Annotated in this window: 21 protein-coding genes and 1 tRNA gene; 6 read left to right on the forward strand and 16 right to left on the reverse strand. The window is 62.6% G+C overall.

What is annotated here, in order from left to right:
* Window positions 1-111: 111 nt before the first annotated feature.
* Both CQ12_RS30495 and gltB read right to left on the reverse strand, forming a co-directional pair.
* Entirely contained in the window at window positions 112-1,569 is a 1,458-nt protein-coding gene (locus CQ12_RS30495) for a glutamate synthase subunit beta (RefSeq protein ID WP_057838982.1), read from the reverse strand.
* Window positions 1,570-1,715: 146 nt separating this feature from the next.
* Window positions 1,716-6,449, reverse strand: coding sequence for a glutamate synthase large subunit (gene gltB, locus CQ12_RS30500; protein WP_057838983.1), 4,734 nt, complete (start codon window positions 6,447-6,449; stop codon window positions 1,716-1,718).
* Between the two features lie 479 nt (window positions 6,450-6,928).
* On the opposite strand from gltB, the gene CQ12_RS30505 reads away from it, so the two are divergent.
* Window positions 6,929-7,639, forward strand: a complete 711-nt coding sequence (locus tag CQ12_RS30505) for a hypothetical protein (RefSeq protein WP_057838984.1) — start codon at window positions 6,929-6,931, stop codon at window positions 7,637-7,639.
* Window positions 7,640-7,722: 83 nt separating this feature from the next.
* Here the strand turns inward: CQ12_RS30505 and CQ12_RS30510 are convergent, their stop codons facing one another.
* Together CQ12_RS30510 and CQ12_RS30515 are read right to left on the reverse strand one after the other, a co-directional pair.
* Window positions 7,723-8,499 carry an alpha/beta fold hydrolase gene (locus tag CQ12_RS30510; RefSeq protein ID WP_057838985.1) on the reverse strand — a complete coding sequence of 259 codons (777 nt, stop codon included), beginning with the start codon at window positions 8,497-8,499 and terminating at the stop codon, window positions 7,723-7,725.
* Window positions 8,500-8,761: 262 nt separating this feature from the next.
* Window positions 8,762-9,229: an Hsp20 family protein gene (locus CQ12_RS30515; RefSeq protein ID WP_057838986.1), complete on the reverse strand. Its 468-nt coding sequence runs from the start codon at window positions 9,227-9,229 to the stop codon at window positions 8,762-8,764.
* A 234-nt stretch (window positions 9,230-9,463) separates the two neighbouring features.
* Here CQ12_RS30515 and CQ12_RS30520 point away from each other — a divergent pair, with 234 nt between their 5' ends.
* Window positions 9,464-10,411 (forward strand): alpha/beta hydrolase, encoded by a 948-nt coding sequence (locus tag CQ12_RS30520; RefSeq protein WP_057838987.1) that lies wholly within the window; start codon window positions 9,464-9,466, stop codon window positions 10,409-10,411.
* Between the two features lie 114 nt (window positions 10,412-10,525).
* On the opposite strand, the gene CQ12_RS30525 is transcribed toward CQ12_RS30520, so the two are convergent.
* Together CQ12_RS30525 and CQ12_RS30530 are read right to left on the reverse strand one after the other, a co-directional pair.
* Window positions 10,526-11,194 (reverse strand): hypothetical protein, encoded by a 669-nt coding sequence (locus CQ12_RS30525; RefSeq protein ID WP_057838988.1) that lies wholly within the window; start codon window positions 11,192-11,194, stop codon window positions 10,526-10,528.
* A 158-nt stretch (window positions 11,195-11,352) separates the two neighbouring features.
* On the reverse strand, window positions 11,353-13,167 hold the full coding sequence (locus CQ12_RS30530; RefSeq protein ID WP_057838989.1) for an adenylate/guanylate cyclase domain-containing protein: 1,815 nt from the start codon (window positions 13,165-13,167) through the stop codon (window positions 11,353-11,355).
* 184 nt (window positions 13,168-13,351) lie between these two features.
* Here CQ12_RS30530 and CQ12_RS30535 point away from each other — a divergent pair, with 184 nt between their 5' ends.
* On the forward strand, window positions 13,352-14,002 hold the full coding sequence (locus CQ12_RS30535; protein WP_057839009.1) for a LysE family translocator: 651 nt from the start codon (window positions 13,352-13,354) through the stop codon (window positions 14,000-14,002).
* A 49-nt stretch (window positions 14,003-14,051) separates the two neighbouring features.
* Here CQ12_RS30535 and CQ12_RS30540 read toward each other — a convergent pair whose 3' ends face one another.
* Window positions 14,052-14,804 (reverse strand): sulfite exporter TauE/SafE family protein, encoded by a 753-nt coding sequence (locus tag CQ12_RS30540; protein ID WP_057838990.1) that lies wholly within the window; start codon window positions 14,802-14,804, stop codon window positions 14,052-14,054.
* Between the two features lie 229 nt (window positions 14,805-15,033).
* Between CQ12_RS30540 and CQ12_RS30545 the strand changes: the two genes are divergently transcribed.
* Window positions 15,034-15,927 (forward strand): LysR substrate-binding domain-containing protein, encoded by an 894-nt coding sequence (locus tag CQ12_RS30545; RefSeq protein ID WP_057838991.1) that lies wholly within the window; start codon window positions 15,034-15,036, stop codon window positions 15,925-15,927.
* An 11-nt stretch (window positions 15,928-15,938) separates the two neighbouring features.
* Here CQ12_RS30545 and CQ12_RS44345 read toward each other — a convergent pair whose 3' ends face one another.
* From CQ12_RS44345 to CQ12_RS30570, 6 genes are all read right to left on the reverse strand, one after another.
* A complete protein-coding gene (locus CQ12_RS44345) occupies window positions 15,939-16,223 on the reverse strand; it encodes a hypothetical protein (protein ID WP_157088581.1) in 285 nt (94 codons plus the stop codon).
* A gap of 30 nt (window positions 16,224-16,253) precedes the next feature.
* Complete coding sequence (locus CQ12_RS30550) at window positions 16,254-16,499, reverse strand: glutathione S-transferase family protein (RefSeq protein ID WP_057838992.1); 246 nt, start codon at window positions 16,497-16,499, stop codon at window positions 16,254-16,256.
* A 21-nt stretch (window positions 16,500-16,520) separates the two neighbouring features.
* The gene (locus CQ12_RS30555; RefSeq protein ID WP_057838993.1) at window positions 16,521-17,486 is read right to left on the reverse strand and encodes a Bug family tripartite tricarboxylate transporter substrate binding protein; all 966 of its coding nucleotides are present in this window, start codon (window positions 17,484-17,486) and stop codon (window positions 16,521-16,523) included.
* Between the two features lie 116 nt (window positions 17,487-17,602).
* Window positions 17,603-18,571: a Bug family tripartite tricarboxylate transporter substrate binding protein gene (locus CQ12_RS30560; RefSeq protein WP_057838994.1), complete on the reverse strand. Its 969-nt coding sequence runs from the start codon at window positions 18,569-18,571 to the stop codon at window positions 17,603-17,605.
* A 247-nt stretch (window positions 18,572-18,818) separates the two neighbouring features.
* Window positions 18,819-19,598, reverse strand: coding sequence for a histidinol-phosphatase (gene hisN, locus CQ12_RS30565; protein WP_057838995.1), 780 nt, complete (start codon window positions 19,596-19,598; stop codon window positions 18,819-18,821).
* Window positions 19,599-20,122: 524 nt separating this feature from the next.
* The gene (locus CQ12_RS30570) at window positions 20,123-21,010 is read right to left on the reverse strand and encodes an N-formylglutamate amidohydrolase (protein ID WP_057838996.1); all 888 of its coding nucleotides are present in this window, start codon (window positions 21,008-21,010) and stop codon (window positions 20,123-20,125) included.
* A gap of 323 nt (window positions 21,011-21,333) precedes the next feature.
* Here CQ12_RS30570 and cpdR point away from each other — a divergent pair, with 323 nt between their 5' ends.
* Complete coding sequence (gene cpdR, locus CQ12_RS30575; protein ID WP_027539837.1) at window positions 21,334-21,693, forward strand: cell cycle two-component system response regulator CpdR; 360 nt, start codon at window positions 21,334-21,336, stop codon at window positions 21,691-21,693.
* A gap of 133 nt (window positions 21,694-21,826) precedes the next feature.
* Window positions 21,827-21,901 (forward strand) — tRNA-Val (locus tag CQ12_RS30580).
* Window positions 21,902-24,116: 2,215 nt separating this feature from the next.
* On the opposite strand, the gene CQ12_RS30595 is transcribed toward CQ12_RS30580, so the two are convergent.
* From CQ12_RS30595 to CQ12_RS44350, 3 genes are all read right to left on the reverse strand, one after another.
* A complete protein-coding gene (locus CQ12_RS30595) occupies window positions 24,117-24,359 on the reverse strand; it encodes a DUF6894 family protein (RefSeq protein ID WP_057838999.1) in 243 nt (80 codons plus the stop codon).
* Between the two features lie 9 nt (window positions 24,360-24,368).
* Window positions 24,369-24,569 carry a hypothetical protein gene (locus CQ12_RS42915; RefSeq protein WP_083519542.1) on the reverse strand — a complete coding sequence of 67 codons (201 nt, stop codon included), beginning with the start codon at window positions 24,567-24,569 and terminating at the stop codon, window positions 24,369-24,371.
* A gap of 196 nt (window positions 24,570-24,765) precedes the next feature.
* Window positions 24,766-24,939: a hypothetical protein gene (locus CQ12_RS44350; RefSeq protein WP_157088583.1), complete on the reverse strand. Its 174-nt coding sequence runs from the start codon at window positions 24,937-24,939 to the stop codon at window positions 24,766-24,768.
* Between the last annotated feature and the right edge of the window lie 516 nt (window positions 24,940-25,455).

Genomic DNA, 25,455 nt, shown 5'->3' on the forward strand with positions numbered 1-25,455 from the left:
ACATCGCGGCATACGTGGGCTGACCCGCGCATCCATCAACCCTCGCGAGATGCCCGTTCGAGTTCGAGCGAAAGGCTATCACTGCCGGGCTGAGCCCGGCGATAGCGGCCTTTAGCGCGGCAGCGTCGTCGATCCCATCAGATACTGGTCGATCGCGCGCGCACACAGGCGGCCCTCGCGGATCGCCCAGACCACCAGCGACTGGCCGCGGCGCATGTCACCGGCGGAGAAGACGTTGGGCAGCGAGGTCTTGTAGTCGATCAGATTGGCGCGGACGTTGCCGCGCTGGTCGAGATCGACGCCGAGCGTCTTCAGCATGCCTTCGTGCACGGGATGCACGAAACCCATGGCGAGCAGCACGAGCTGCGCGTCGAGTTCGAATTCGGTGCCGGGCAGCGGCTTGAACTTGTCGTCGACCTTCACGCAGTGCAGCTTCTGCACCTTGCCGTCGACGCCGGAGAATTTTTGCGTCAGCACGGCGAATTCGCGGGTCGCGCCTTCGGCCTGGCTCGACGAGGTCCGCATCTTCAACGGCCAGTTCGGCCAGGTCACGCCCTTGTTCTCGTGCTCGGGCGGCGCCGGCATGATTTCGAGCTGCGTCACTGACGCCGCGCCCTGCCGGAAGGAGGTGCCGATGCAGTCCGAACCGGTGTCGCCGCCGCCGATCACGACGACATGCTTGCCGCCGGCGAGGATATCCTTGACGGCGCCGAGCGGCTCGGAAGAGACGCGGCGATTTTGTTGCGGCAGGAAATCCATCGCAAAATGGATGCCGTCGAGGTCGCGGCCGGGGATCGGCAGGTCGCGGCCGGCTTCGGCGCCGCCGGTCAGCGCCACGGCGTCATACTGGTCGAGCAGTTCGCGCGGGTCGATCGCGCCTTCGGACGTGCCGCCGACATGGGCGCCGTAATGGAACGTCACGCCCTCGGCTTCCATCTGCGCCACGCGGCGGTCGATGACGTGCTTTTCCATCTTGAAGTCGGGAATGCCGTAACGGAGCAATCCGCCAGCCTTGGCGAACTTCTCGTAGACATGGACGTCATGGCCGGCGCGCGCGAGCTGCTGCGCGGCGGCAAGGCCTGCAGGGCCGGAGCCTATGACCGCGACCTTCTTGCCGGTCTTTTCCGGCGCGATTTCCGGCTTCAGCCAGCCATTGTCCCAGGCGCGGTCGACGATGGCGCATTCGATGGTCTTGATGGTGACCGGGTTGTCGTCGATGTTGAGCGTGCAGGACGCCTCGCACGGCGCGGGGCAGATGCGGCCGGTGAACTCGGGGAAATTGTTGGTCGAGTGCAGGTTGCGCGAGGCCTCTTCCCAGTTGTCCTGATAGACGAGGTCGTTGAAGTCGGGGATCTGGTTGTTGACCGGGCAGCCGGGCGTGCCCGGCGCCACCGAGCCGGTGCCGTGACAATAGGGGATGCCGCAGTTCATGCAGCGTGCGGCCTGCTCGCGGGTGTCCTTCTCGCTCAGGGGAATGACGAATTCGCGATAGTGCTTCAGCCGCTCTTCGACCGGCGTGTACTTGCGGTCGTGCCGGTCGATCTCGAGAAAGCCTGTGATCTTACCCATTAAACCTGACGTCCCTGCGTCTCTCGTTCGTATTCGTTTCCCGTCGCTCCTCCGTCATTGCGAGGAGCGCAGCGACGAAGCAATCCATATTTGCCGTGCGGAGGGATGGATTGCTTCGCTGCGCTCGCAATGACGGGCGTGTGTAACTACGCCCCGATCGCGATTTTTGGCTCGGCGTCGGCGTTCGCCTTCATTTCCTTCAGCGCGCGGCGGTATTCCACCGGCATCACCTTGCGGAATTTCGGCAGCCAGGCCTTCCAGTTCGCGAGGATCTCGGCGGCTTTCTTCGAGCCGGTCAGTTTGGCGTGGCGCGTGATCAGCACGTGCAGCCGCTCGACATCGGAATCGAGCAGGTTCTGGAACACGTCGACCCGGCCATGCGCTTCGAGATCGCCGGAGTGGTGATAGGTATTGGCGTTGATCAGCTCTTCCGAGAGTACCGGCTCGAGCTCGACCATCGCCATGTTGCAGAGCTTGGCGAAGTCGCCGGCCTCGTCCAGCACATAGGCGATGCCGCCCGACATGCCGGCTGCGAAGTTGCGCCCGGTCTTGCCGAGCACCACGACGATGCCGCCGGTCATGTATTCGCAGCAATGATCGCCGGCGCCCTCAACGACCGCGACCGCACCCGAGTTACGCACCGCGAAGCGCTCGCCGGCGATGCCGCGGAAATAGCATTCGCCCTCGATCGCCCCGTACATCACCGTGTTGCCGACGATGATGGATTCTTCCGGCACGATGCCGGAATTCCGCGGCGGCTTGACGATGATGCGGCCGCCGGAAAGACCCTTGCCGACATAGTCGTTGCCTTCGCCCTCGAGATCGAAGGTGACGCCGCGCGCCAACCACGCGCCGAATGCCTGGCCGGCGGTGCCCTTCAGGCTGACGTGAATGGTATCAAGCGGCAGCCCGGCATGGCCGTAGATCTTTGCGACCTGACCCGACAGCATCGCGCCGGCGGAACGGTCCGTGTTGTTGATCTCTTCCTCGATCCTCACCGGCGCGCCGCGGTCGAGCGCGGACTGCGCCTTCTCGATCAGCCGGCGGTCCAGCACCTTCTCCAGATGATGGTCCTGGGCTTCGGCGTGATAGATCTTCTGGCCCTTCTCCTCCTTCTGGCGGACGAAGAGCTTTGAGAAATCGAGCCCCTTGGCCTTCCAGTGCGCCACCAGCGTGGACTGGTCGAGCATCTGGGTCTGGCCGACCATCTCGTCGAACTTCTTGTAGCCGAGCTGCGCCATGATCTCGCGCACCTCTTCCGCCACGAAGAAGAAGTAGTTGATGACGTGCTCGGGCTGGCCGGTGAAGCGCTTGCGCAGCACCGGATCCTGCGTCGCGACGCCGACCGGGCAGGTGTTGAGGTGGCACTTGCGCATCATGATGCAGCCGGCCGCGATCAGCGGCGCAGTGGCGAAGCCGAACTCGTCGGCACCCAAGAGCGCACCGATCACGACGTCGCGTCCGGTGCGGAAGCCGCCGTCGACCTGGACCACGATGCGGCTGCGCAGCCGCTCGCGCACCAGCGTCTGATGGGTTTCGGCAAGGCCGATTTCCCAAGGGCTACCGGCGTGCTTGATCGAGGTAAGGGGAGAGGCGCCGGTGCCGCCCTCGAAGCCTGCGATGGTGACATGGTCGGCGCGTGCCTTGGCAACGCCCGCGGCCACCGTGCCGACGCCGATTTCGGAGACCAGCTTGACCGAGACCTGACCGTCCGGATTGACGTTCTTGAGGTCGTAGATCAACTGCGCCAGATCCTCGATCGAGTAGATGTCGTGATGCGGTGGCGGCGAGATCAGGCCGACGCCGGGCGTCGAATGCCGCACGCGCGCAATCGTCGCGTCGACCTTGTGGCCGGGCAACTGTCCGCCTTCGCCGGGTTTTGCGCCCTGCGCCATCTTGATCTGCATCATGTCGGAGTTGACGAGATATTCCGTCGTTACGCCGAAGCGGCCCGAGGCGACCTGCTTGATCGCCGAACGCATCGAATCGCCGTTCGGCATCGGCTTGAAGCGATCCGCCTCTTCGCCGCCTTCGCCGGTGTTGGACTTGCCGCCGATCCGGTTCATCGCGATCGCAAGTGTCGTGTGCGCCTCGCGCGAGATCGAGCCGAAGCTCATTGCACCCGTGGCGAAACGCTTGACGATTTCGCTGGCAGGCTCGACCTGGTCGAGCTTTATGGGCTTGCGCTTCTCATCCTCGGCGGTCTTGAGCCGGAACAGTCCGCGCAGCGTCAACAGCCGCTCGGACTGCTCGTTGAGGATTTTTGCAAACGCGCGGTAACGCTCCTGCGAATTGCCGCGCACGGCATGCTGCAGCGTCGAGACGGATTCGGCCGTCCAGGCGTGGTCCTCGCCGCGGGTGCGGTAGGCGTATTCGCCGCCGACATCGAGTGCGGTCTTGTAGACCTGCGCGTCGCCGAACGCATCCGTATGGCGGCGCGCAGTTTCTTCGGCGATTTCGGCGAGCCCCACGCCCTCGATGCGAGTGTGGGTGCCGGCAAAATACTTGGCGACGAAATCGGCCTTCAGCCCGACGGCGTCGAAGATCTGCGCGCCGCAATAGGACTGGTAGGTCGAGATGCCCATCTTGGACATCACCTTCAGCAGGCCCTTGCCGATCGACTTGATATAGCGCTTGACGATCTCATAGTCGTCGAGCGAGCCCGGCAGGCGGTCCTTCATCGCGATGATGGTTTCGAACGCGAGATAGGGATTGATCGCCTCGGCGCCGTAACCGGCCAGACACGCGAAATGATGCACTTCGCGCGGTTCGCCTGATTCGACGACGATGCCGACCGAGGTGCGCAAGCCGGTGCGGATCAGATGATGATGAACGGCCGCGCAGGCGAGCAGCGAGGGGATCGGAATCCGGTCGGTGCCCGCCATGCGGTCGGACAGGATGATGATGTTGACGCCCTCGCGCACCGCGCCTTCGGCGCGCGCGCAGAGCTCATCGAGTACCTGCTCCATCCCCGCCGCGCCGAAGCCGGCATGGAAGGTGGTGTCGAGCGTACGCGACTTGAAATGCGTGTCGGCGACGTCGGATATCGAGCGGATCTTTTCCAGGTCCGCATCGGTCAGGATCGGCTGGCGCACCTCGAGCCGCTTGGTCGAGGCCATGCCCTGCAGGTCGAACAGGTTCGGCCGCGGCCCGATGATCGAGACGAGGCTCATGACGAGCTCCTCGCGGATCGGGTCGATCGGCGGGTTGGTGACCTGCGCAAAGTTCTGCTTGAAGTAGGTGAACAGCGGCTTCGGCCGGTCCGACAGCGCCGAGATCGGCGTGTCGTTGCCCATCGAGCCGGCGGCTTCCTCGCCGGTCGCAGCCATCGGCGTCATCAGGATGCTGACGTCTTCCTGCGAATAGCCGAACGTCTGCTGCCGATCGAGCAGCGGCAGGTTCGAGCGCATGCCCTTGACGGGCGCGGCGGGCAACTCCTCCAGCACGAGCTGGGTACGATGCAGCCAGTCGCTATAGGGATGGCTCTTAGCCAGCGTCGCTTTGATCTCGTCGTCGGGAATGAGGCGTCCCTGTTCGAGATCGACCAGGAGCATCTTGCCCGGCTGCAGCCGCCACTTGGTGACGATCTGGTCCTCGGGGATTTTCAGCACGCCCATTTCGGACGCCATCACGATGCGGTCGTCCTTGGTGACGAGATAGCGCGCAGGACGAAGTCCGTTGCGGTCGAGCGTCGCGCCGATCTGGCGGCCGTCGGTGAAGGCGATGGCGGCCGGGCCGTCCCACGGCTCCATCAGCGCGGCATGATATTCGTAGAAGGCGCGACGCTGCTCATCCATCAGGGGATTGCCGGCCCACGCTTCCGGAATCATCATCATGACCGCGTGCGGCAGCGAGTAGCCGCCCTGCACCAGAAATTCGAGCGCGTTGTCGAAGCAGGCCGTGTCGCTCTGGCCTTCATAGGAGATCGGCCACAGACGGCTGATGTCCTTGCCGTAGAGCTCCGAATGCACGGAAGCCTGCCGCGCCGCCATCCAGTTGACGTTGCCGCGCAGCGTGTTGATTTCGCCGTTATGGGCGATCATCCGGTAGGGATGCGCCAGCGACCAGGTCGGGAAGGTGTTGGTCGAGAAGCGCTGATGCACCAGCGCCAGCGCGCTGTCGAAATCCTTTTCGTGCAGGTCGGGATAGTACTTGCCGAGCTGGTCGGCGAGGAACATGCCCTTGTAGATCACGGTGCGGCATGACAGCGAGACCGGGTAATAGCCGGCCATGCCGCGGTCGCGGCGCTGATAGATCGCCTGCGAGATCGACTTGCGCAGGATGTAGAGCCTGCGCTCGAACTCGTCCTCCGTCTTCGCCGTGCCGTTGCGGCCGATGAACACCTGCATGTGATAGGGCTCGGTCGGCTTGACGGTGACGCCGAGCGAAGTGTTGTCGGACGGCACGTCGCGCCAGCCGAGCAGCACGAGGCCTTCTTCCTTGATCTGTTCGGCGATGATGCTCTGGATCACCTTCCGCCACGCCGTCTCCTTCGGCATGAACAGCGCGCCGATCGCGTAATGGCCGGGCTCCGGCAGCTTGAAGCCGATCTCGGCTGCCTTGCGCGAAAAGAACGCGTGCGGGATCTGCACCAGGATGCCGGCGCCGTCGCCGGCACGCGGATCGGCGCCGACGGCGCCGCGATGTTCGAGGTTGCAGAGAATGTTGAGCGCGTCGGAGACGATCTGGTGCGACTTGCGGCCCTTGATGTTGGCGATGAAGCCGACGCCGCAGGAATCCTTCTCCATGCCGAGGTCGTACAGGCCCTCGGCCGGCGGGCGCCAGTCATGCTCGCGCGTAGTGTCGGCCGGTTTCGAAGCCGCGGTCGCCGACAGGGTCTCTGCCACGATATTTTCGCGCTCGAATTCCGACCCGCTCATCTCATTCCTCTCAAAAAGGCTAAGGGCCTCACCGCATCGTCGGCGCACCTTGGACGCTTGCGGCACCCACCGGGCCACCGCTCGTCCGCCGCGAGCCGCAATTTCTTAAATTCAGGCCTGGGCGTTCAACGTCCCTGAGGAACGGCCTTGCCTGCACTGCCCTGACGCTCGTGGCGCCACGGTTTCGTTGCAATCCCTGTGCCGGGAAAGCCCCGTAATTGAGACAGCGATACTGCCCTAACTTCGACCATGCCAAATTTTTATCTATCACACAAGCGCGTGAAAGTCCTCGCCCGCATGCGGATTGGCGGCTCGCGGCCGGGGAAAAGCCGCCAGTGGGGCCTTGCGGCAGCAGCGCGCCCCGATCCGGCCCAAGGACTGCCGGATTTCGTAACGAAATTGGCCGCGGGCCGGCAGGCGCGAGAGCGAAATGCTCCCGGTCGGGCCTGGTGGCTGCGGGCTTACAGGAGCTTTCGATAATGAAGTTGTTCACGGGATCTTTGGCGGCGGGATTGATCCTTCTGGCTGCAGGCGCGCAGGCGCAGGTGCCCGGGCCTGACGGACGCTCGCCATACAGGGCGGCGTCGGATTTCGAGGCCCCCTATGCGGTGGCGCCGCAGCCGGCTCCCGGGCCGTATTACGAGCCCGGGCCGCGCTACGGCTATGGTCCCGGCCCCAGCCTGTTGCCGTCGACGGAGGTCTATTCCGTGCTGCGCGACAATGGCTTCTCGCCGCTCGGTATCCCCAGGCTCCGCGGCTTCGTCTACACGATCGCGGCGATCGACCGCGGCGGCGAGGGCGGGCGGCTGGTGATCGACGCGCGTAACGGCCGGATCATCCGCTTCGTGCCGACTGACCGGATGGGCGACAATTTCTATGAAGAGCACAGTGCGCTCCCTGGAACTCCGTCCGCTCGGCTGCCGCAGGCCCGTGCGACGGTCCCGCCGGCCCATGTCCAGGCCGAACCGCGGCCGGCTCCCAAGGTTGCGAGCCGCACGGTGCCGGTGCCGAAGGCCAGCCCGATCGCAGCCAGGCCGGCGCCGGTGCAGCAGCAGGCCACGGCGCCTGCGCCGAAGCCGACCGAAGTTCAGGCCGCGGCTTCGCCGACGACGACAGGATCGGTTTCAGCCAAGCCCGCCCCGCAGATCGCGCCGACGCAGGACATGCCGAAGGCGCAGGGGCTGGAGTGAACCTCTAACGTCGTCCCTGCTTTCGCAGGGACGACAGCAATACAAAACGTCCCGGCATCCCGGGGCGTTTTTCATTGTGACGACTATTCGTGCTGACCGGCGGCGGCCAGGATAAGATCGGCGACCTTGTCGGCTTGCGAGACCAATGACAGGTGGCCGGCGTCCAGCTCGACCGTCGTCGCGTGCATGCGCTTGGCCAGAAAACGTTCGAGGTCGGGATTGATGGTGTAGTCCTGCTTCGACACCGCGTACCAGCTCGGCTTGCTATGCCAGGCGGCTGCGGTGGTGCGGCCGGCGAAAATGGAAGCTGCGGTCGGCCACTGCACGGCGTAGAGAACTTCCGCCGTCTTGCGATCGACGCCATTGGCGAAATATTTCAGGAACGCGTCCTCGGACAATTTGGTGAAGCCGTCATGCTCCTGAACGCCGGCCCGCGCCGGGCCGGCCGGAAATTTTTGCGACAGCGCGACGAAATCCTCGCCCGCATCGGGGGCGCGCGCCGCGATATAGACGAGCCCGGTGACCTTCGGATCGGTGCCGACTTCGCTGATGACGGTGCCGCCCCAGGAATGCGCCACCAGCACGGTCGGGCCGTCCTGCTGCGCCAGCGCGCGGCGCGTGGCGGCTACTGAATCTTCCAGCGAGGTCAGCGGATTCTGGACCGCGGTGACGTGAAGTCCTGCCGCCTGCAGCCGCGGAATGACTTCCGACCAGCTCGATCCGTCGGCCCAGGCGCCGTGTACCAGCACGATGTTTTTCACCTTGAGCGGTGCGGCGGCGTGCGCCGGCGTGGCAAGGGCGCCGAACGAGCCTGCAAGAACACTGGCGGCGAGCGCCGCAACGATCTGTAACTTCGTCATCGATCTCTCCTGGTTTGATATCTCTGCTGAAGTGCCGGGGTGCGAAAGTGAGTACGTCGCCGAACTGCAAACGTTACGCGTCTCGAAGCCACCGCTACCGGTGCGCGCGGTGAAATAGTCGTTGCAGTGGCGGATAGCATTTAAATTCGCTGTTAATCAGCGAAGCGCGGATCGCGCCGTCTCAGCCATGAGCGCAAAAAAAACGCCCCGGTTTCCCGGGGCGTTTCTGCGTTCGGCCAATACCGGCCGAAATTCTGGCTGCTTACGCGGCGACGGAAGCGTCGACCACCTGCGGGGCCTGCGCGCCGGAGTTGATCGGAATGCTGCGCGGCTTCTTGGCCTCGGGGATCTCGCGGACGAGATCGACGTGGAGCAGGCCGTTCTCGAGCGAGGCGTTTTTCACCTGCACGAAATCGGCAAGCTGGAAGATGCGCTCGAAGGCGCGCGCGGCAATGCCGCGGTAGAGCACTTCGGATTTGTCCTGGCCGTTCTCGTTGGCCGACTTCTCGCCCTTGATCGTCAGCGTGTTTTCCTTCGCGACGATGGAAAGCTCGCCTTGCGCGAAACCGGAGACCGCAACGCTGATGCGGTAGGCGTTCTCGCCGGTGCGCTCGATGTTGTAGGGCGGATAACCGGGGCTGCCGTCTGACGTCACCTGATCGAGCAGGTTGAAGAAGCGGTCGAAGCCGACGGTGGAACGATAAAACGGGGTGAGGTCGTAGGTACGCATATGTAGTCCTCCATTGAGCGACTGTTTGAATTAACCCGCCCGCCATCGGGCCGGGCCGTAGTCCTGCGCAGCCTCAGGTTTTGGAGCCGTGAGTTTCGATTCCGAAACACTGGTAGCGGCCTGCACAGAAGTGATATGGGAGGGGTGAAACGACGTTCAAGAGGGGCGAAACGGGCCCCTTTTTTGCGCCCCCGCCTTGATTTCCAGCCCTTTTCACCTAGCCGGTTTCTTCGCATGACGCTCGTCTCGATCCCCGCCAATCCGGTTCCGGAGGACGTCGTCTCGGGCACCATCAAGACGCCCGATGGCGCGGAATTGCGGTTCGCGCGCTGGGCGCCGCCGGCGGGGCGCAAGGGCACGGTCTGCGTCTTCACCGGGCGCAGCGAGCCGATCGAGAAATATTTCGAGACCGTGCGCGACTTGCGCGACCGTGGTTTTGCCGTGGCGATGATCGACTGGCGCGGACAGGGGCATTCCTCGCGCCGCCTGCGCGACCCGCGCAAGGGCTATGTCCGCGATTTCTCCGATTATGAGGTCGATGTCGAAACTTTCGTGCAGCAGGTGGTGCTGCCGGATTGCCCACCGCCGTTCTTCGCGCTGGCGCATTCGATGGGCGGCGCGGTCATGTTGCGGCTCGCGCATGCGGGAAAGCGCTGGTTCGATCGCATGGTGCTGTCGGCGCCGATGATCGACCTGCCGGGACGCAGGACCTCGTTCCCGACGCGGGCGCTGCTTCGGACCATGCGGCTGATGGGGCAGGGCGGGCGTTACGTGCCCGGCGGCAGCGATGCGTTGACCGGAACGGAATCCTTCATCAACAACCCCTTCACCAGCGATCCCGTGCGCTACGCCCGCAATGCCGCGATCTTCGAGGAAGACCCGACGCTCGGCCTCGGTTCGCCGACGGTGGCCTGGGCCGATACCGCGTTCAGGGCGATGCATACCTTTCGCGGGATGAACTACCCGTCCGAAATCCGGCAGCCGATCCTGATGCTGGCCGCCAGCAACGACAGCATCGTCTCAACGGCTGCGATCGAGGAATTTGCCTATCATTTGCGCGCCGGCTCGCATCTGGTGATCGCCGGCTCCAAGCACGAGATCCTGCAGGAGCAGGACCGCTACCGCTCGCAATTCTGGGCGGCGTTCGACGCCTTCGTGCCGGGCACGCCGCTGTTCAAGTGATGCAACTCTCTTGTCATTGCCGGGCTTGACCCGGCAATCCATCCGCTTCGAACAAGTTGGGGTGTCCGCTGACGCGGACGATGGACGCGGGTCAAGCCCGCGTATGACGATCGTCTAGGGCGAGGCCGGCTTCGGCAGCCGTGCCGTGATCCGCTCGGGCAGCCGCCGCTCGACGAACAGCGTCCTGACTTCGGCGACGCTGAGATAGCGCGCTTCGCCTTCGCCCTTGCCGAGGATTTTCAACAGCACCGGCCATTCGCCCTTCATCAGGATCGGGTAGTACCAGCGCGCCGCATCGCCGTCGCGCTTGATATTGGCTGCCATGAAGGTTTCGATCTCCTTCGCCGTCAGCCCGGTCTCGATGCCCCCTGTGGGATTCTTGCAATCCTTGCCGAAGCTGGCGAGGCGGTCGATTTCCTCGTCATGGACCTTCGCCGTGGCATCGAGAATGCGCGAGCCGCCGCCATGCTTGTCGAGCGGGCCGTTGCGCAGTTGATCGAGCACGGCGCCCGAGGTCGCGCTCTTGAGTACGCGCGCCGGCCCGAGGCCGTTGGCGATCACGGCGACCATCCAGGTTGCTACCCGCACCTTCTTCTTACCAAGGCCGGTTTGTCCGCTCGCGTCCCCGACGATTTCGGAGAGCTGCGAAAGCGGCACGACGTCACCGCCGACATAGCCGTTGGCGACCAGCGCGCGCAAAAACGGGCAGGGGTTATTGGGCGAAACGGGAAGCTGCCCGGCGAGCGCAGTGCCCGGGGCGGAGGCAATGGGATGATCCGGCATGGTTCAAATCCTCAAAGGCGCCGACTATGAAAAGGGCCCGTCCCCGCGCGGAGCGGATGACAGTTCTGAAAAGGAAATTCGGCGGCGCGCTACTTCAGCGTGTGGGCAAGTCTTGGCGGGATTCGGCGTCGTGTCAACCGACCGCCTTACACTCGCGTTCAGGAATCGGCGGCAAGCTTCGGCGAAGATTCGACGAGGGTCAGCCTGCTGAAGGGGACGCCGGCTTTCATAAGGCCATCGCGGTAGTGGGCGACGTCGGACGGCACCTTCCAGTGAAAGTTCCGCAAGTGCCGGTCGACCGTCAGGCTTGGATAGTTGCTCAGCAAGATCTCGGTCGCGTTCGCCGCTTCCGCGGTTCGTCCCAATTGCGCGAGGGCTGCCGCCCGTACCGCCAGCGCCTGGAGATGGTTGGGATTCACATAAAGCTGTTCGCGCGCCCAGGACAGCGACGCGTCATATTGCCCGAGCAGATAGTGGCTGAACGCGTTCACGGCCGCCCATTGATAGCGGGGATCGTTGCTGCCGCTCTGCGCCGCCATCGTGAACAGTTCGATTGCGTGCCGGTGTTCGCCAGACACCAGATGACACACCCCAAGCACGCCGCGGGCGCCCATGTCGTATGGATTGAGGGAGACCGCCCGCTTGGCGGCATCCATCGCCGCCTCGTAATGCCCTTCCGCTGCGTGCACATAGGCGAGAATCTGAAACGCAAAGGACGAACGGGGATCGAGCCGGACACTGCTCTCCGCGAGGGTCATCACCGAATCCCAGACTTCGCGCGTACCCTTGATCCAGCCGAGCTGGATGCCCTGCGCCTGGACGGTGGCGAGATAGGCGCGCGCGATCGACAGCGTCGGATCGAGCGTGATGGCTTCCTTGAACAGCCCGATCGAGGTTTCGACGTCGTCCTTGGTCTGCAAATAATAGTAGGACAGTCCCTTGAGGAAACGATCCCATGCGGTGATGTCGTTTGAAGAGGAACGCGGCGGGGCGGAGGCTTCCGCCCGGTAGATTTCGGCCGCGATCGCCGCCGACAGGCTGGTGGTGAGTTCGTCCTGCATCGCGAACAGGTCGCCCATGTCGCGGTCGAACCGGCCGGTCCATAATTGCTCGCCGGTTTCGGGCGCGATCAACTCGGCGGTGACGCGGATCTTGCTCGCGGCGCGGCGCACCGAGCCCTGGATCAGGTAGGTGGCATCGATCTCGCGCGCGATCAGGCGCGTGCTGACATTCTTGCCCTTGAACGGGAAGGTCGAGTTCCGGGCCAGCACCCGATAGAACGATTGCAGTGAGAGCGCGTGGATCAGGTCCTCGGTCAGCCCGTCGGAAAAATACTCGTCCGCGCTTTCGCTCAAATTCGCGAATGGGAGCACGCCCACGATCGCGGTGCGATATTGGGCAGGCAGGTTTGTGACCGATGTCTCGGACGTGGCCTTGCGCGCCGGGCCGGCGGCGTCGGTGCCACCGGGCTGCCAGCTCCAGACATGGATCGGCTCTTCGATGTTCTTGAACCGGTATGGACCGGCATCGACGAAGGTGACGCTGAGGCGCTTGCCGGCCTCATGGCAGGCCTTGCCCGAAACCGCCACGCCGCCGGGGGCGGCGACCGATTCGAGGCGGACGGCAATGTTGACGTCGTCGCCGAACACCTCGTCCTCGTCGGCCATCACGTCGCCCATGTGAATGCCCATGCGGAACTGCATGGAGCGATCGGCGGGCAAATGTTCGTTTCGTTCGGCCATCACCATCTGCATGGCGACCGCAGCTTCGATGGCGCCAACGATGGAGGGAAACTCCAGGAGGAAGCCGTCGCCGGTGTTCTTCACCAGGCGGCCGCCATGATTGAGGATGATCGGGTAGATCGCGCTTCGATGCGCCTTGAACGTGGCGTGCGTCCCCGCCTCGTCGGCCCCCATCATTCGGGAATAGCCGGCGACGTCAGCGCAGACGATAGCTGCCAGGCGTCTTTCCATGTCCCCTTATATCCCCAACGGCACCGGAATTGGCAGGATAACCACTACGCGGTCGGCCAACCAATTCCAATGCTTATAAAATATGCCCAATCTGGTGGAAGGCCGATTTGTTCATGATAGTACTGCAATCCTTCCGGATTGGCATTGGTCTCAGGTGCAAGGGAACTCGTTAACGATGGCAGATGTGCTCGGCATTCACGAACTCTGGCTGTTCATCCTCTCCGGGTTGCTGCTCAACATCACCCCGGGGCCGGACACGGCCTATATTATCGGCCGAAGCATTCAGTTCGGATGGCGCGGCGGGGCGGCGGCGGTGATCGGGATCTGCACCGGCTGCCTCGTTCACGTGTTCGGTGCCGCCATCGGCCTGTCGGCGCTGTTATTGGCGTCATCCGCCGCCTTTACTGTCCTGAAATGGGCCGGCGCCGCCTATCTGCTGTTTACCGGCTTGCAGATGCTGCTGTCGCGTTCGCGCCCGCTGGCGGAAGCGGCAGCTACAGGCAATGGCTCGGCAGGCGGCGACACATCGCTTGCCCGTGTGTTCTGGCAGGGCGCCCTGACCAATGTGCTCAATCCCAAGGTGGCGCTGTTCTTCCTGGCGTTCCTGCCGCAGTTCGTGGCGGCGGAGTCTGCCCACAAGACGGTGGCCTTCCTGACGCTCGGCCTGATCTTCATCACCACCGGCATGTTGTGGTGCTTCTGCATCGCCGCCTTCGCGGCCAGGGCGGCCGGCCGCATTCGGCAATCGACCACCGCGATAGCCTGGGTCAACCGCGCACTCGGCGGGCTGTTCGTCTATCTCGGTATCCGCGTGGCGATGCTGGAGACGCGCTGAGGTCCGGTCGTCTGTCTGGCGAATTCCCCGGCGGGAAATTCCGGGCAAGCTACGACGTCAACTTCGCGAGCGCATTGGTGGCGAGGTAGAGGCCGAGCACAATCATGCCGATCTGGAACCAGCGCCGAAAGATCTCCGGCTGCAGCCGTGTCCGCACCGCCTGTCCGATAAACATGCCGGCAAAGGACGCCGCGATGGCGACCGCGCCGGGCAGTGCGGTTGCGGCCGTCAGCAGGCCGGCGCCGGTGAGGTTGAGGCCAAGCGCCAGGGTCGCGACCGTGAAGAACACGCCCAATGCCTGGATCAGTTCTTCCTTCTCCATGCCGATCGCCTGCAGGAACGGCACGGATGGAATGACCTGGACGCCGGTTGCCGCAGAGATCATGCCGGTGATCACTCCGACGATGCCACCGACCCATTTTTCGTTTTGGCGGGCAACGGTGAAATCGAATTTGCACAAGCCGATGATGGCATTGATCGCCAGCAACAGGCCGAGCGCGATGGTGGTGTAGCGCGCATAGGGGCCGGTAAGCGATCCCGCATTCAGCCATATGCCGGCGGCCGTTCCGGCCAGCAACGGCCATAACCGTCGGAAAATATCGCGCAAGTATGGGCCGCCGAAGGTTTGCCAGATGTTGGTGACGATCGCCGGCACGATGACAATGGCGATCGCCTGGGCCGGCGGCATCGACACGGCGAGCAGCCCCATCGACACCGTCGGCAGGCCGAGCCCGAGTGCGCCCTTGACGAAGCCCGCGAGCAGGAAGGTGGCAGTGACGAGGAGAAGCAGGGAATCGAACATGCGGGAGAGATTGACCTATCGGCGTAATGGGCACAATCTGGAGGTTACGGAGCTAGCCTTCGGTTTCGCCGAAGGCAAGCTTTCTCCTCCCGTCATTGCGAGCGCAGCGAAGCAATCCATGTCGCGGCATAACGGATAGCTGGATTGCTTCGTCGCGGAGCCTGTCATCGGGCGCGCATTCGCGCGACCCGTTGGCTCCTCGCAATGACGGCAGTGCAAGGAATCCCCGATGCGTTTCGATCTGGTCGATCTTCAGCTCTTCGTTGCGGTGGCGGAGACGCGCAGCATCACCAACGGCGCGGTAAAGGTTCATCTCGCGCTGGCCTCGGCGAGCGAGCGGATCAAGGGGCTGGAAGAAGCGCTTGGCGTTGCGCTGTTGACGCGTGGCCGTCGCGGCGTCGAGCTGACGCCGGCCGGCGAAAGCCTGCTCGATCACGCGCGGGTCGTGCTGCACAATGTAGAGGCAATGCGCGGCGATCTCTTAGCCTTTGCCCGCGGCGCAAAGGCCACCGTCCGCTTCCTCGCCAATACATCGGGGCTTTCGGAATATCTGCCGAAGGCACTGGCTGCCTTCCTCGCCGCGCATCCTCACATTTCGATCGACGTGGAGGAGCGCGAAAGCGCGGAAATCGCCCGCGCCATCGTCATCGGTTCCGTCGATCTCGGGCTCGCCGCCGAGCACGCGCTTGCCGACAATATCGAGCGGATGCCGTTCAGCGAAGATCGCCTGGTGCTGGTTGCCGGGCGGGACGACGAACTGGCGAACCGGCGACAGGTCGATTTCAGCGAAGTGGTGCGGCGCGATTTCGTCGGTCTGATCAGCTCGATCGCGCTGCACACCCATATCAGCGGACACGCGGCGCGTCTCGGCGCGCGGTTGCGCTTTCGTGCGCGGCTGAACAGTTTCGACGCGATCGGCCAGATGGTCGCCGCCGGCATCGGGATCGGCGTGATGCCTGAGGTCGCCGCAAAACGCTGCGCGCGATCGATGAAGATCAATGTCATCAAGATCAGGGATTCCTGGGCTAACCGAAAACTCGTGATCTGCGCGCGCAGTTTTCGGGCGTTGCCCAAGCCCGCGCAACAATTGGCCGAGCACTTACGCAAATGCGCGCCGCGTTGAGTTCGGAACCTCTAGAAAAGATCCCAATAGAATATTGCGCTGGAGGTAACAATACCAACAAATATGCCAATAGAGATCGCTTTTCGAATCGGCGTTTTCCATGGAAAGCCTCTCATGCCACCCATGAGATAAAGCGCTACCGCGGCACCAGCGAAGAACGGTTTCTCCTTCCGGAGAAGTCCCATAAGCACCGTTGAAATCACTGCGGATACCGCGCCTGCGAGAATTACCTGCGGCGGACTGTTTGGAGAGCGGTATGTTTGATCGGCCTTCACGGTTGCTTGTTCTGTGGCCATTGCCGCCAACTCCGCCTTTTATAAAGGAGTCTAGAAAATCATGTCCAGCTTGCCGAACTGTTTGGCGCACCGCGCCAGCGCGGCATTGATCGCCGGCCAGTTTCGCTTGTCTTCGGGCGTGCGATAGAACCCCCAGAACACCGCCGACCAGAAAATCGGGCTGCAGCGCGGTGTGCGACCAGTCCATCCAGCCATCGACGGCGGCGCGGACAACAGGATCATCCGACCAGAAACGTCCGCCACCGTGGCGCGCGGCAAGGTAGCGAAGAATCGCATGCGATTCCCATGCCGTGGCGGTTACTTGCCCGAAGCAAGGCCGGCGGCCTTGATGACGCGCGCCCATTTTTGGGTCTCGCTTCCGATGTAGTTGCGGAAATGCCCCGGCGTGTCGCCGGCGACCGTCAAGCCCTGATCGGCGAGCTTCTGTCTCACCTGCGGATCGTTCATCGCCTCGTTGGCGAGGCGGTTCAGGGCCGTGACGATCGCCTCGGGTGTTCCGGCTGGCGCGAGCATGCCGTACCAGTTTTCGATCAGGAGATCCGGCATGCCGACCTCCGCCGTTGTCGGCACGTCCGGCGAGGTGGGCGCGCGTTTCGGCGCGCCGAGCGCAATCGGGCGCAGGGTGCCCGCCTTGATATGCGGCAACAGCACCGGCAGATCGAGGAACGCCATCTGCACCTGCTGCCCGAGCAGATCGTTGATGGCAGGCGCGGCGCCGCGGTAGGGCACATGCACGATGTCGATGCTGGCGGTCAGCTTGAGCAGCTCGCCGGCAAGATGCGGCATGCCGCCGACACCGGCGGATGCGAAATTGAGTTTGCCGGGCTGCGCTTTCGCAAGCGCGATCAGTTCCTTCATGTCGCCGGCGGGCACGTTACTGGCGACGACAAGCATTTCCGGCACCGTCGTCACCAGCGTGACGGGCGCAAAGTCCTTCGCCACGTCATAAGGCACCTTTTCCATCGTGGGATTGATGACCAGTGCGCTCGCGCTCACGATTCCGATCGTGTAGCCGTCGGGGGCCGCCTTGGCGATCGCATCGGTGCCGAGCACGCCGGCCTGGCCGCCGCGATTGTCGATCACCACCGGCTGTTTTGCGATTTCCGACATGCGCTGGCCGACCACGCGCGCGATGATGTCGTTGGGACCGCCGGGTGGGAACGGCACGATCAGCTTGATCGGTTTTGCAGGGAAATCCTGCGCGGCCGCTGCCGCCGGCAGCAGCACGGACAACCCAAGGAAAAGCACGCGAAGAGCCTTCATGGAAGCCTCCGGTCACTAATCGTGGCCGGCCGGCACGATGCTCAATTGTGCCAGTCCCGGCTATCAGTCTTTAAGTGCAGCCATCGTCAGGGATGCGGTCGTCCGTGTCGTAATGCTCACTTTGTCGTCACGACTCCCGCGTCCTTGATCACCTTCGTCCACTTCCTGGTTTCGCTGTCGATGAAGCCGCGAAAATGTTCCGGCGTGTCGCCGACCAGCGTCGCGCCCTGGGCCGCGAGCTTTTCCTTCACGGTCGGGTCGGCCATCGCTTCGGTCGTTATCTTGTGCAGGCTAGCTATGATCGCCGGTGGCGTGGCGGCGGGCGCCACCATGCCATACCAGTTCTCGATGATCATGCCGGGCATGCCGGCCTCGGCGGTGGTCGGCACCTCCGGCGCCGTCGGCGCACGCTCGGGCGCGCCGACCGCGATCGGCCGCAAGCTCCCCGCCTTGATCTGCGGCAGCAGCACCGGCAGATCGAGGAACGTCATCTGCACCTGCTGTCCCAGCAGGTCGTTCACCGCTGGCGCGGCCCCGCGATACGGCACGTGCACGATGTCGATGTTGGCCGTCAGCTTGAACAATTCGCCCGCCAGATGCGGCAGGCTGCCGGGACCGGACGAGGCAAAGTTCAATTTGCCCGGCTGTGCCTTGGCGAGCGCGATCAGTTCTTTCATGTCCTTGGCGGGGACGTTGGTCGCGACGACAAGCATTTCGGGCACCGTGGCGACCAGTGTCACCGGCGCGAAATCCTTCAGCGTGTCGTAGGCGACCTTTTCCATGCTCGGGCTGATGGCGAGAGCGCCCGCGCTCGAGATCGCGATGGTGTAGCCGTCGGGTGGGGCCTTTGCGACCGCGTCGGTGCCGAGCACGCCGCCCTGGCCGCCGCGATTGTCGATCAGCACCGGCTGCTTGGCAATTTCGGACATGCGCTGGCCGATCACGCGCGCGATGATGTCGTTGGGGCCGCCGGCGGGGAACGGCACGATCAGCTTGATCGGTTTTGCGGGGAAATCCTGTGCCGAGGCCAGGGTGGGTAACAAAAGCAGCGTCAGTCCAGCAAGCAGCTTACTCGGCAGTCCCATGAATACTCCCCGATGGCGCATCTGTCGTGCGCTTTGGCTTGTATCGTACGCAATGAACCGCGCGATGCAAGGTCCCGTCGGTTGCGGCGGGAGCTAGAGCATCGGTTCTGATGGAATCAGAACCGATGCCCTGGATTCTTGTTTTGACGCGTTTTCTTCACGCGAGCCGGTATCCACTTCGCTCGAAAGCGCTATAGCCGCGTCAAGGCAGCAGTTGGTTCGCGCGCGCGAACGGCGCGGCGGTATCCTAGCTGTTGAGCAGTTTCAGCGTGGCCTCGTGCACGCGGGCGTCGCCGGCAGCGACGATGCGGCCGCCGCTCTGGGCGGGCTTGCCTTCCCAGTTGGTGACGATGCCGCCGGCGCCGGTGACGATTGGGATCAGGGCCGCGATGTCGTAGGGCTTGAGTTCGGTCTCGACCACGAGGTCGAGATGGCCCGCCGCCAGCATGCAGTAGGAGTAGCAGTCGCCGCCATAGCGCGACAGTTTTACGGCATTCTCGACCCGGCCGAAAATCTCGCGGTCGGCGGCGTTCATCAATAGGGGGCTCGTGGTGAAAGAAGTCGCCTCCTTCAGCGAGGCGCAGCGGCGCACGGTCAGCCGCCGTTCGCCCGACGGCCCGGAATATTGCGCCGAGCCGCTGTCGCCGGAAAAGCGCTCGCCGATATAGGGCTGGTGCATCATGCCGAACACCGGCGTGCCCTTGTGCAACAGCGCGATCAGGGTGCCCCAGATCGGAAATCCCGCGATGAAGGATTTGGTGCCGTCGATCGGATCGAGCACCCAGACATAGTCGGCGTCCTCGCGCTCGTTGCCGAACTCCTCGCCGACGATGCCGTGCTGGGGAAAATTCGCCTTGATCAGGCGGCGCATCACCGCTTCAGCGGCGCGGTCGGCCTCGGTCACCGGATCGAAATCGCTCGCGCTCTTGTTGTCGATCGAGAGCGAGGTCCGGAAGAACGGCAGGATGGTCTCGCCCGAAGCCGTGGCAAGGCGCCCGATAAACGCTGTGAAATCGATGACCGTCACGGGTGTCCCTTACCGCAATAGAAATGTCGGGCCTATTGCCTATCCCAATCCGGGCGGCGGCGCACGACCAACACGGCGTTATTCCCATCCGTCTTTGCGTGCCGACTTTCGAATCGGCTTTCGAACGAGCTTCGTTTAGGCGTGTTTTTTTGGTTAGCGTCGGCATCACGAAGTCGCGAGTTTTGGCATACCAGCACTGCAGTGAACACGGAACTGGCCGCGCTTAAAATCTAAGTATTTGATATTGCTGTGTTAATTTTCATGATCGGCAGTGTTGCCGATTCGCCAGACCGGACCCGGTTTGCACCGAAAGGGATCCGAAAACTCTTGCCTTTTGTGCAGCGCGGTCGCATATTGTTGCGGTGCGGTAGCGCCTCGCGCTATCGCTGCCCTCCTTGGGCGTTTCCTCCCTAGACTTGGGCCGCTTGTTCATTCAAGCGGCCCTTTTTTCTTTTGGAGCGTACGGACGTCGCGCGGTGCACCTCAGGTGCGCAATTGCGCACCGGGGAATGACGATCTGAATTCTATTCCGCCGCCGCCTGGAACGGGCCGAGGTCGCCGAGCGGCACTTGCGCCAGCGCGTCGGCCAGCGCGGCGAAATCGGCGGCCACTTGCGCAAAGCGCGGGCTGCGCTCGCGGCGCCGCTCATCCATGTAGATCGCACGGTTGAGCTCGAGCTGCACGGTGTGCAGGCCGCTGGCCGGGTTGCCGTAGTGCTCGGTGATGAAGCCGCCGGCATAGGGCTTGTTGCGCCCGATCGAATAGCCGAGCCCGCTCATGATCTGCTCGACGACGTCGGGCAGCAGGCTGGCGCAACTGGTGCCGTAGCGGTCGCCGATCACGATGTCGGGCCGCCGCGGCTCGTCGCGGGATACGCCGACCGACGGCATCGAATGGCAATCGACCAGAATCACCGTGCCGAACGCCTGATGGGCCTTGTTGATCAGCCGGCGCAGCGCCCGGTGATACGGCTTGTAGAGCGCTTCGATTCGCCCCAGCGCCTCGTCGACGGAAAGCCGCTCGCGATAGATTTCCTGCCCGTCGCCGACCACGCGCGGGATGGTGCCGAGGCCGCCGGCGACCCGCATCGAGCGGGTGTTGGCAAAGCTTGGCAGGCGGCCGGTGAACATCCGTGGATCGAGCTCATAGGGCTCGCGATTCACATCGACATAGGAGCGGGGGAAATTGACCCGCACGGTCGGAAAACCCTGCTCGCAGAGGCCGCCGATCAATTCGTCCATGAACGAATCCTCGGAGCGGCGCAGCGCCGCAAGGTCGATCCGGGAGGCGTTGAGGAATGCCGGGGGATAGACCGAGCCGGAATGGGGCGAGTTGAAGATGATCGGCGCCCGCCAGCTCGCCGGCTCCACGATCTCGAACGGGGGCGACAGCTCGCCATCAAACTGGGTCATCGTCGGGCGCCGTCCCTTGAATGTCCGCATTCCTTCCGCAGCGATCGATCAGGCGGCCGATTCTGTCGGTGAGGGGCAGGGTTTTGTAAGGATGCATTGTCCGTAATCGTAATCATTCTGCCAAGCGAAAAAAGCCGTCATGCTCTCAGAAGATGTCGCAATTGCCCGAAAAGCGCCGCCTTGATCGATCCTGATGCGCGCCGTTAAAGAAAATTGCGCCGCCTGCCACCGCCAAGAAGCTGTTACCTTTCACCCGAAATTTACCCTCTATCGGGCTTAGTGGGCGGAATGATCCTCCAAGCCGGGTTCGACGACTGACCGCCATGCACAAGATCCTCCTTGCCGAAGACGACAACGACATGCGCCGCTTTCTGGTCAAGGCGCTCGAAAACGCCGGGTTTCAGGTCTCGCCCCACGACAACGGCATGTCGGCCTATCAGCGGCTGCGCGAGGAGCCGTTCGAGATGCTGCTCACCGATATCGTGATGCCCGAAATGGACGGCATTGAGCTCGCGCGCCGCGCCTCGGAACTCGACCCCGACATCAAGATCATGTTCATCACCGGCTTTGCCGCCGTGGCGCTCAATTCCGATTCGGAAGCACCCAAGAACGCCAAGGTGCTGGCCAAGCCCGTTCACCTCCGCGAATTGGTCAGTGAAGTGAACAAGATGCTGGCGGCCTGATTCGGCGGCCATTTCGGCGAAATCACCTCAGAAATTACTGCCAAGCGTCCTTGCGGGGGCGCTTTGGAGCCGATATACGGACCCCACCCAATACGAATAAGGCTGGAGCGGGATGACTGGTCGTCCCATTCTAGGGCACGTAGCTCAGCGGGAGAGCACTACCTTGACATGGTAGGGGTCACAGGTTCGATCCCTGTCGTGCCCACCACCAACTCTCTGTTTTCTCAGCATTTCTGGAATTACCCTCGCCCCGATTGCGTGCAAATCCTTCTTCGTCAACAGTACGTCAACAGCAAATAGCTGCCTGCCGCAGTGCTGCTGGATCAGTGCGATGACGCAATCGGTGGCCAACGCGACATCCGCGAGCATTTCAGGATCGTCTGATTCGTAGCTCGCGGTGGTGCGCGAACCGTCACGCACGACGTGACCCATCCACAATGAGCGGTGCTCTCGCGGGACATTCCGGAATAGCTTCTTTATTTGGTCGGCCATGAAATGGCGGAAGCTGTACTGCGAGAAGCCTATCAGTCCGAGCTCTGCACCGATACGTCGGAAGGCGCGCTTCACGGTCGCGACACGCTGGCCCTTGTACACGATGAGTCCGAGCTCAGGTGGGCTCCGATCCTCGGCAAGAGCGGCTGCTCGCCGAGCCTCATCTTCTTTGTTCCAGACTGGTAGCCAGCCCGCGAGACACCCGGTGAGCGGCTGGCGGGGCCGGCGCTTCTTGGTGGGCACCCACCCGATCGGAGCGAGATCAATCAAGCCACTGTTCCAATCAGCCTGAGTTGCCGGATAGAAATCGATGATGGCTTGTGGCCGAGCCCATGTGCACAAACTCATCATCGCGAAACGGAAGAGATGGGGTGTTTTAAGCGAATCAAGCACCGCCGCCATCTGCTCGAGGGAAAGTGTTGCCGGTCGCGGCCGACGTGCTGGGATCTTGAGTTCAGTGGCGAGTGCCTCACGTTTCCATACTATTTTCGGCGCGTGGCTCATCAGCGCCGTCTCGACCTCATTACCGACAGCATCCAATCTGATTTTTGCGACGCAGGCGTCGTTGAATGCAGATCTCATCACATTGAACAACCGTTCGATGTAGCCCGCGGAATGCTGGTGTTTTTCGACGCACCATTTGGCCAACTCGAGCTGCCGGGCTGGCGTCCAGAACGCGACAGGTGCATCGATCTTGCTTATGCTGGCGAGATAGTCCGTGAAGAGCTCCACCGCCCGCTCGGCTGCATCCTCTGATGCAATATGTGAGCCGCGTTCGTCGAGGTATGCCTTAAGTGCGGCCACACTGAGGATCTGGTCCGGGCCGGGTGGTCCTACCCGGTTCGCGATGCTGGGAGCGGTCGCGACGAGCGCGGCGAGCCTGACTTTGGCCTCTTCGAAATCTGTTGTCTTAAGACTTCTGCGGCGGACTTGGCGAGTTCCGGGGTCATATCTGCAAGCGTACCAGAAGCCGAGATGCTCTGGATGGGGGCGCTCGAGATAGTAACCGCCGAGCTCAAATCGCCACTGCTGCTGAGTGCCTGCTGAGGAGCCCTGCTGTCTAGTTGCTGGCATTCGGATGTCCTAAGATATGTACGGTCAATGTAACTCTGCACCTGCTCGGGCGTATAGCGAGGCCCGCCGCCTTTCTTTCGAAAACTGTAGAACTCGATTCTTGGCGGGCTCGCTCGGCGCGCGCGCCGCAGCTCCGCCTTCGTCAGCATAGGCCATCGCTCGAGAACCTCGTTCTCAAACAAGAAATCCGCCGGATCAATGACACGCATCAACAATTTTCCTCACAGCCAATCAAGCAATGCGCTCGGGCGACCCATCACGGTCGCAGAGGGCTGACCCGAGGTGAACCAAGTTGATGCTGACGTCGTTGAATCGGTGGCCAAGTCGTGCAAATAGGTGGGTTGCTCCGAATGTCGTTGAGCTCAACTCCGCCTGCGTGAGCCTCCGACAGACTACGAACCAGGGGGCAGGAGTTCGAGTCTCTTCGGGCGCGCCATTCAAATCAAGCACTTACGGAAATCACCGTTTGGGAGAGAGAGATAAAACGGTTATTCAAACGGTGGCTTTTCAACTGTTCTGTTGCAGCTGGCCTCTTGTCGGCCGGGATTACCGATTCTCATTCGGCTTTACACTTGGTTCGCTGTGACTGGCACTGAGGGCAGTAGTCCCAACAAATCCGTAGCGCCGCCCGCAAAAATGATCGAAAACTCCCGGCTAAGGGGCTAAGAGGTCTTTTCAAACCTTCTGGTTTGCAGCAGCGCGTAGGATTCAGCGAGCTACAGAGTTGGTTTTCTGAACGATCTCTTTGGACGTGAGAATGCTGTCTCTGAGGTCCTGCAGATACTGGCAGTTGGCCTCGATATCCTCAACGAGGATTTCGAAATCAGAGGATCTAAGCATTGACGATGCTGCCTCCCTTACTGCGTCCTGAAAATCTTGGAATGGAAAACGGCCGCAACCTCTAGAACAGGGTCGGGACCGTCGCGAACCTCGACGGAGAAATGCTGGTTAACCGTGCCTTCCATGACCGCGTCGCGGGCCGCATCGATAAGCGCGCTGAGCGCCATGGCATGCGCCTCGCCGGCGTCTGGTAGCTCGATCCCGTCTTGATCGGACGAAAATATCTCGCCCGACCTCAAGTCGAAAAAGTACTGGGCCATCCGCAGCACTCACTTCGGATGCTGCAAGCCCGGCGAATTCAACCATTCGTCGAGGTGAGATGCTGTGTCCGCTTGACGGGCTTTCCTCAGCAGGTTGTCCTTCTCCAAGCTTGGAGGAAGCCCGGCCGCCTGAGCACGGACATCCTTTGCAAATGCTTGAAGCCTGTCCCTCAGTGTTTCAGTTTGTTTGAAATGACGCCGCTTATGCATGGCGCGCTCCTTCCGTTCGAGGGGGCGGGAGCGCAACTGGCGTTCTCATCACCGATAGATACCGAAAGCCGCGCGGTGATGCAGGATAATGACCGGAACATAGGAGAGTTGCTGTCCGGTACCGGACTTAGGGTCACAAAGTCGGATCCCCTTGACAAATGATGGAAACTGTCAACTGAGACGCGCTACTGCGGGCTTAGGGTTCGTCGGAACGGGCGCGCTCTGCCGCGTGATCTGCCAGACGGTCGTATTCTACGGCAATGCGCAAGAGCCGCTGCTTTGCCTCTTCGGAGTACCAATATTCCTCGGCCTTCGTGCGCGTTTCCTCGGCGCGATCTCGCCAATGCGTGGCATTCTTGAGGTAATTCATGCTCACCCCGCCGCAAGTTCAGACGCATGACTATAACGCCCCGAAGCCCCAATGGATCAATCCAAAAGAGGCCTCGTTTAAATGCCGGTACGCGCGGGAGGGCTGACCTATCCTCGGCCCATGGGCATTCTTGCGGCAGAGCCCCACGTTGGGCTCTTTTTTCTACTCTCAGTGCTTCGTCGGCGGACTCTCTGCAATCACTTCGCCGACGTCCGGCTCTTCACCAGAATTACATTTGCAGGGCATGCCGGCACTGCACTGGCAGCCGATTTCAGTATCCCAAGCCTTGTCTGGATGATTTTCGCAGACCCACCCGATCCCCGTAACAAATGGTGCAATTCGGATTTATCAACGCAAATCTCGCCGCGTGCGCGATAGTCTGTTGCCACGGAGAAACTTAGTGCCTTCGATGGATAGCTGACGGGTGCTGTCGTGCTTGTGCTTTAGAAACTCGCTCAGGCGCACCCGCGCAGTCTGCTCTTCTTCCGGCGTCAGTTTGACCATCAACCCGTAAGT

This window comes from Bradyrhizobium jicamae, from assembly GCF_001440395.1.
Classification (GTDB): Bacteria; Pseudomonadota; Alphaproteobacteria; order Rhizobiales; family Xanthobacteraceae; genus Bradyrhizobium; species Bradyrhizobium jicamae.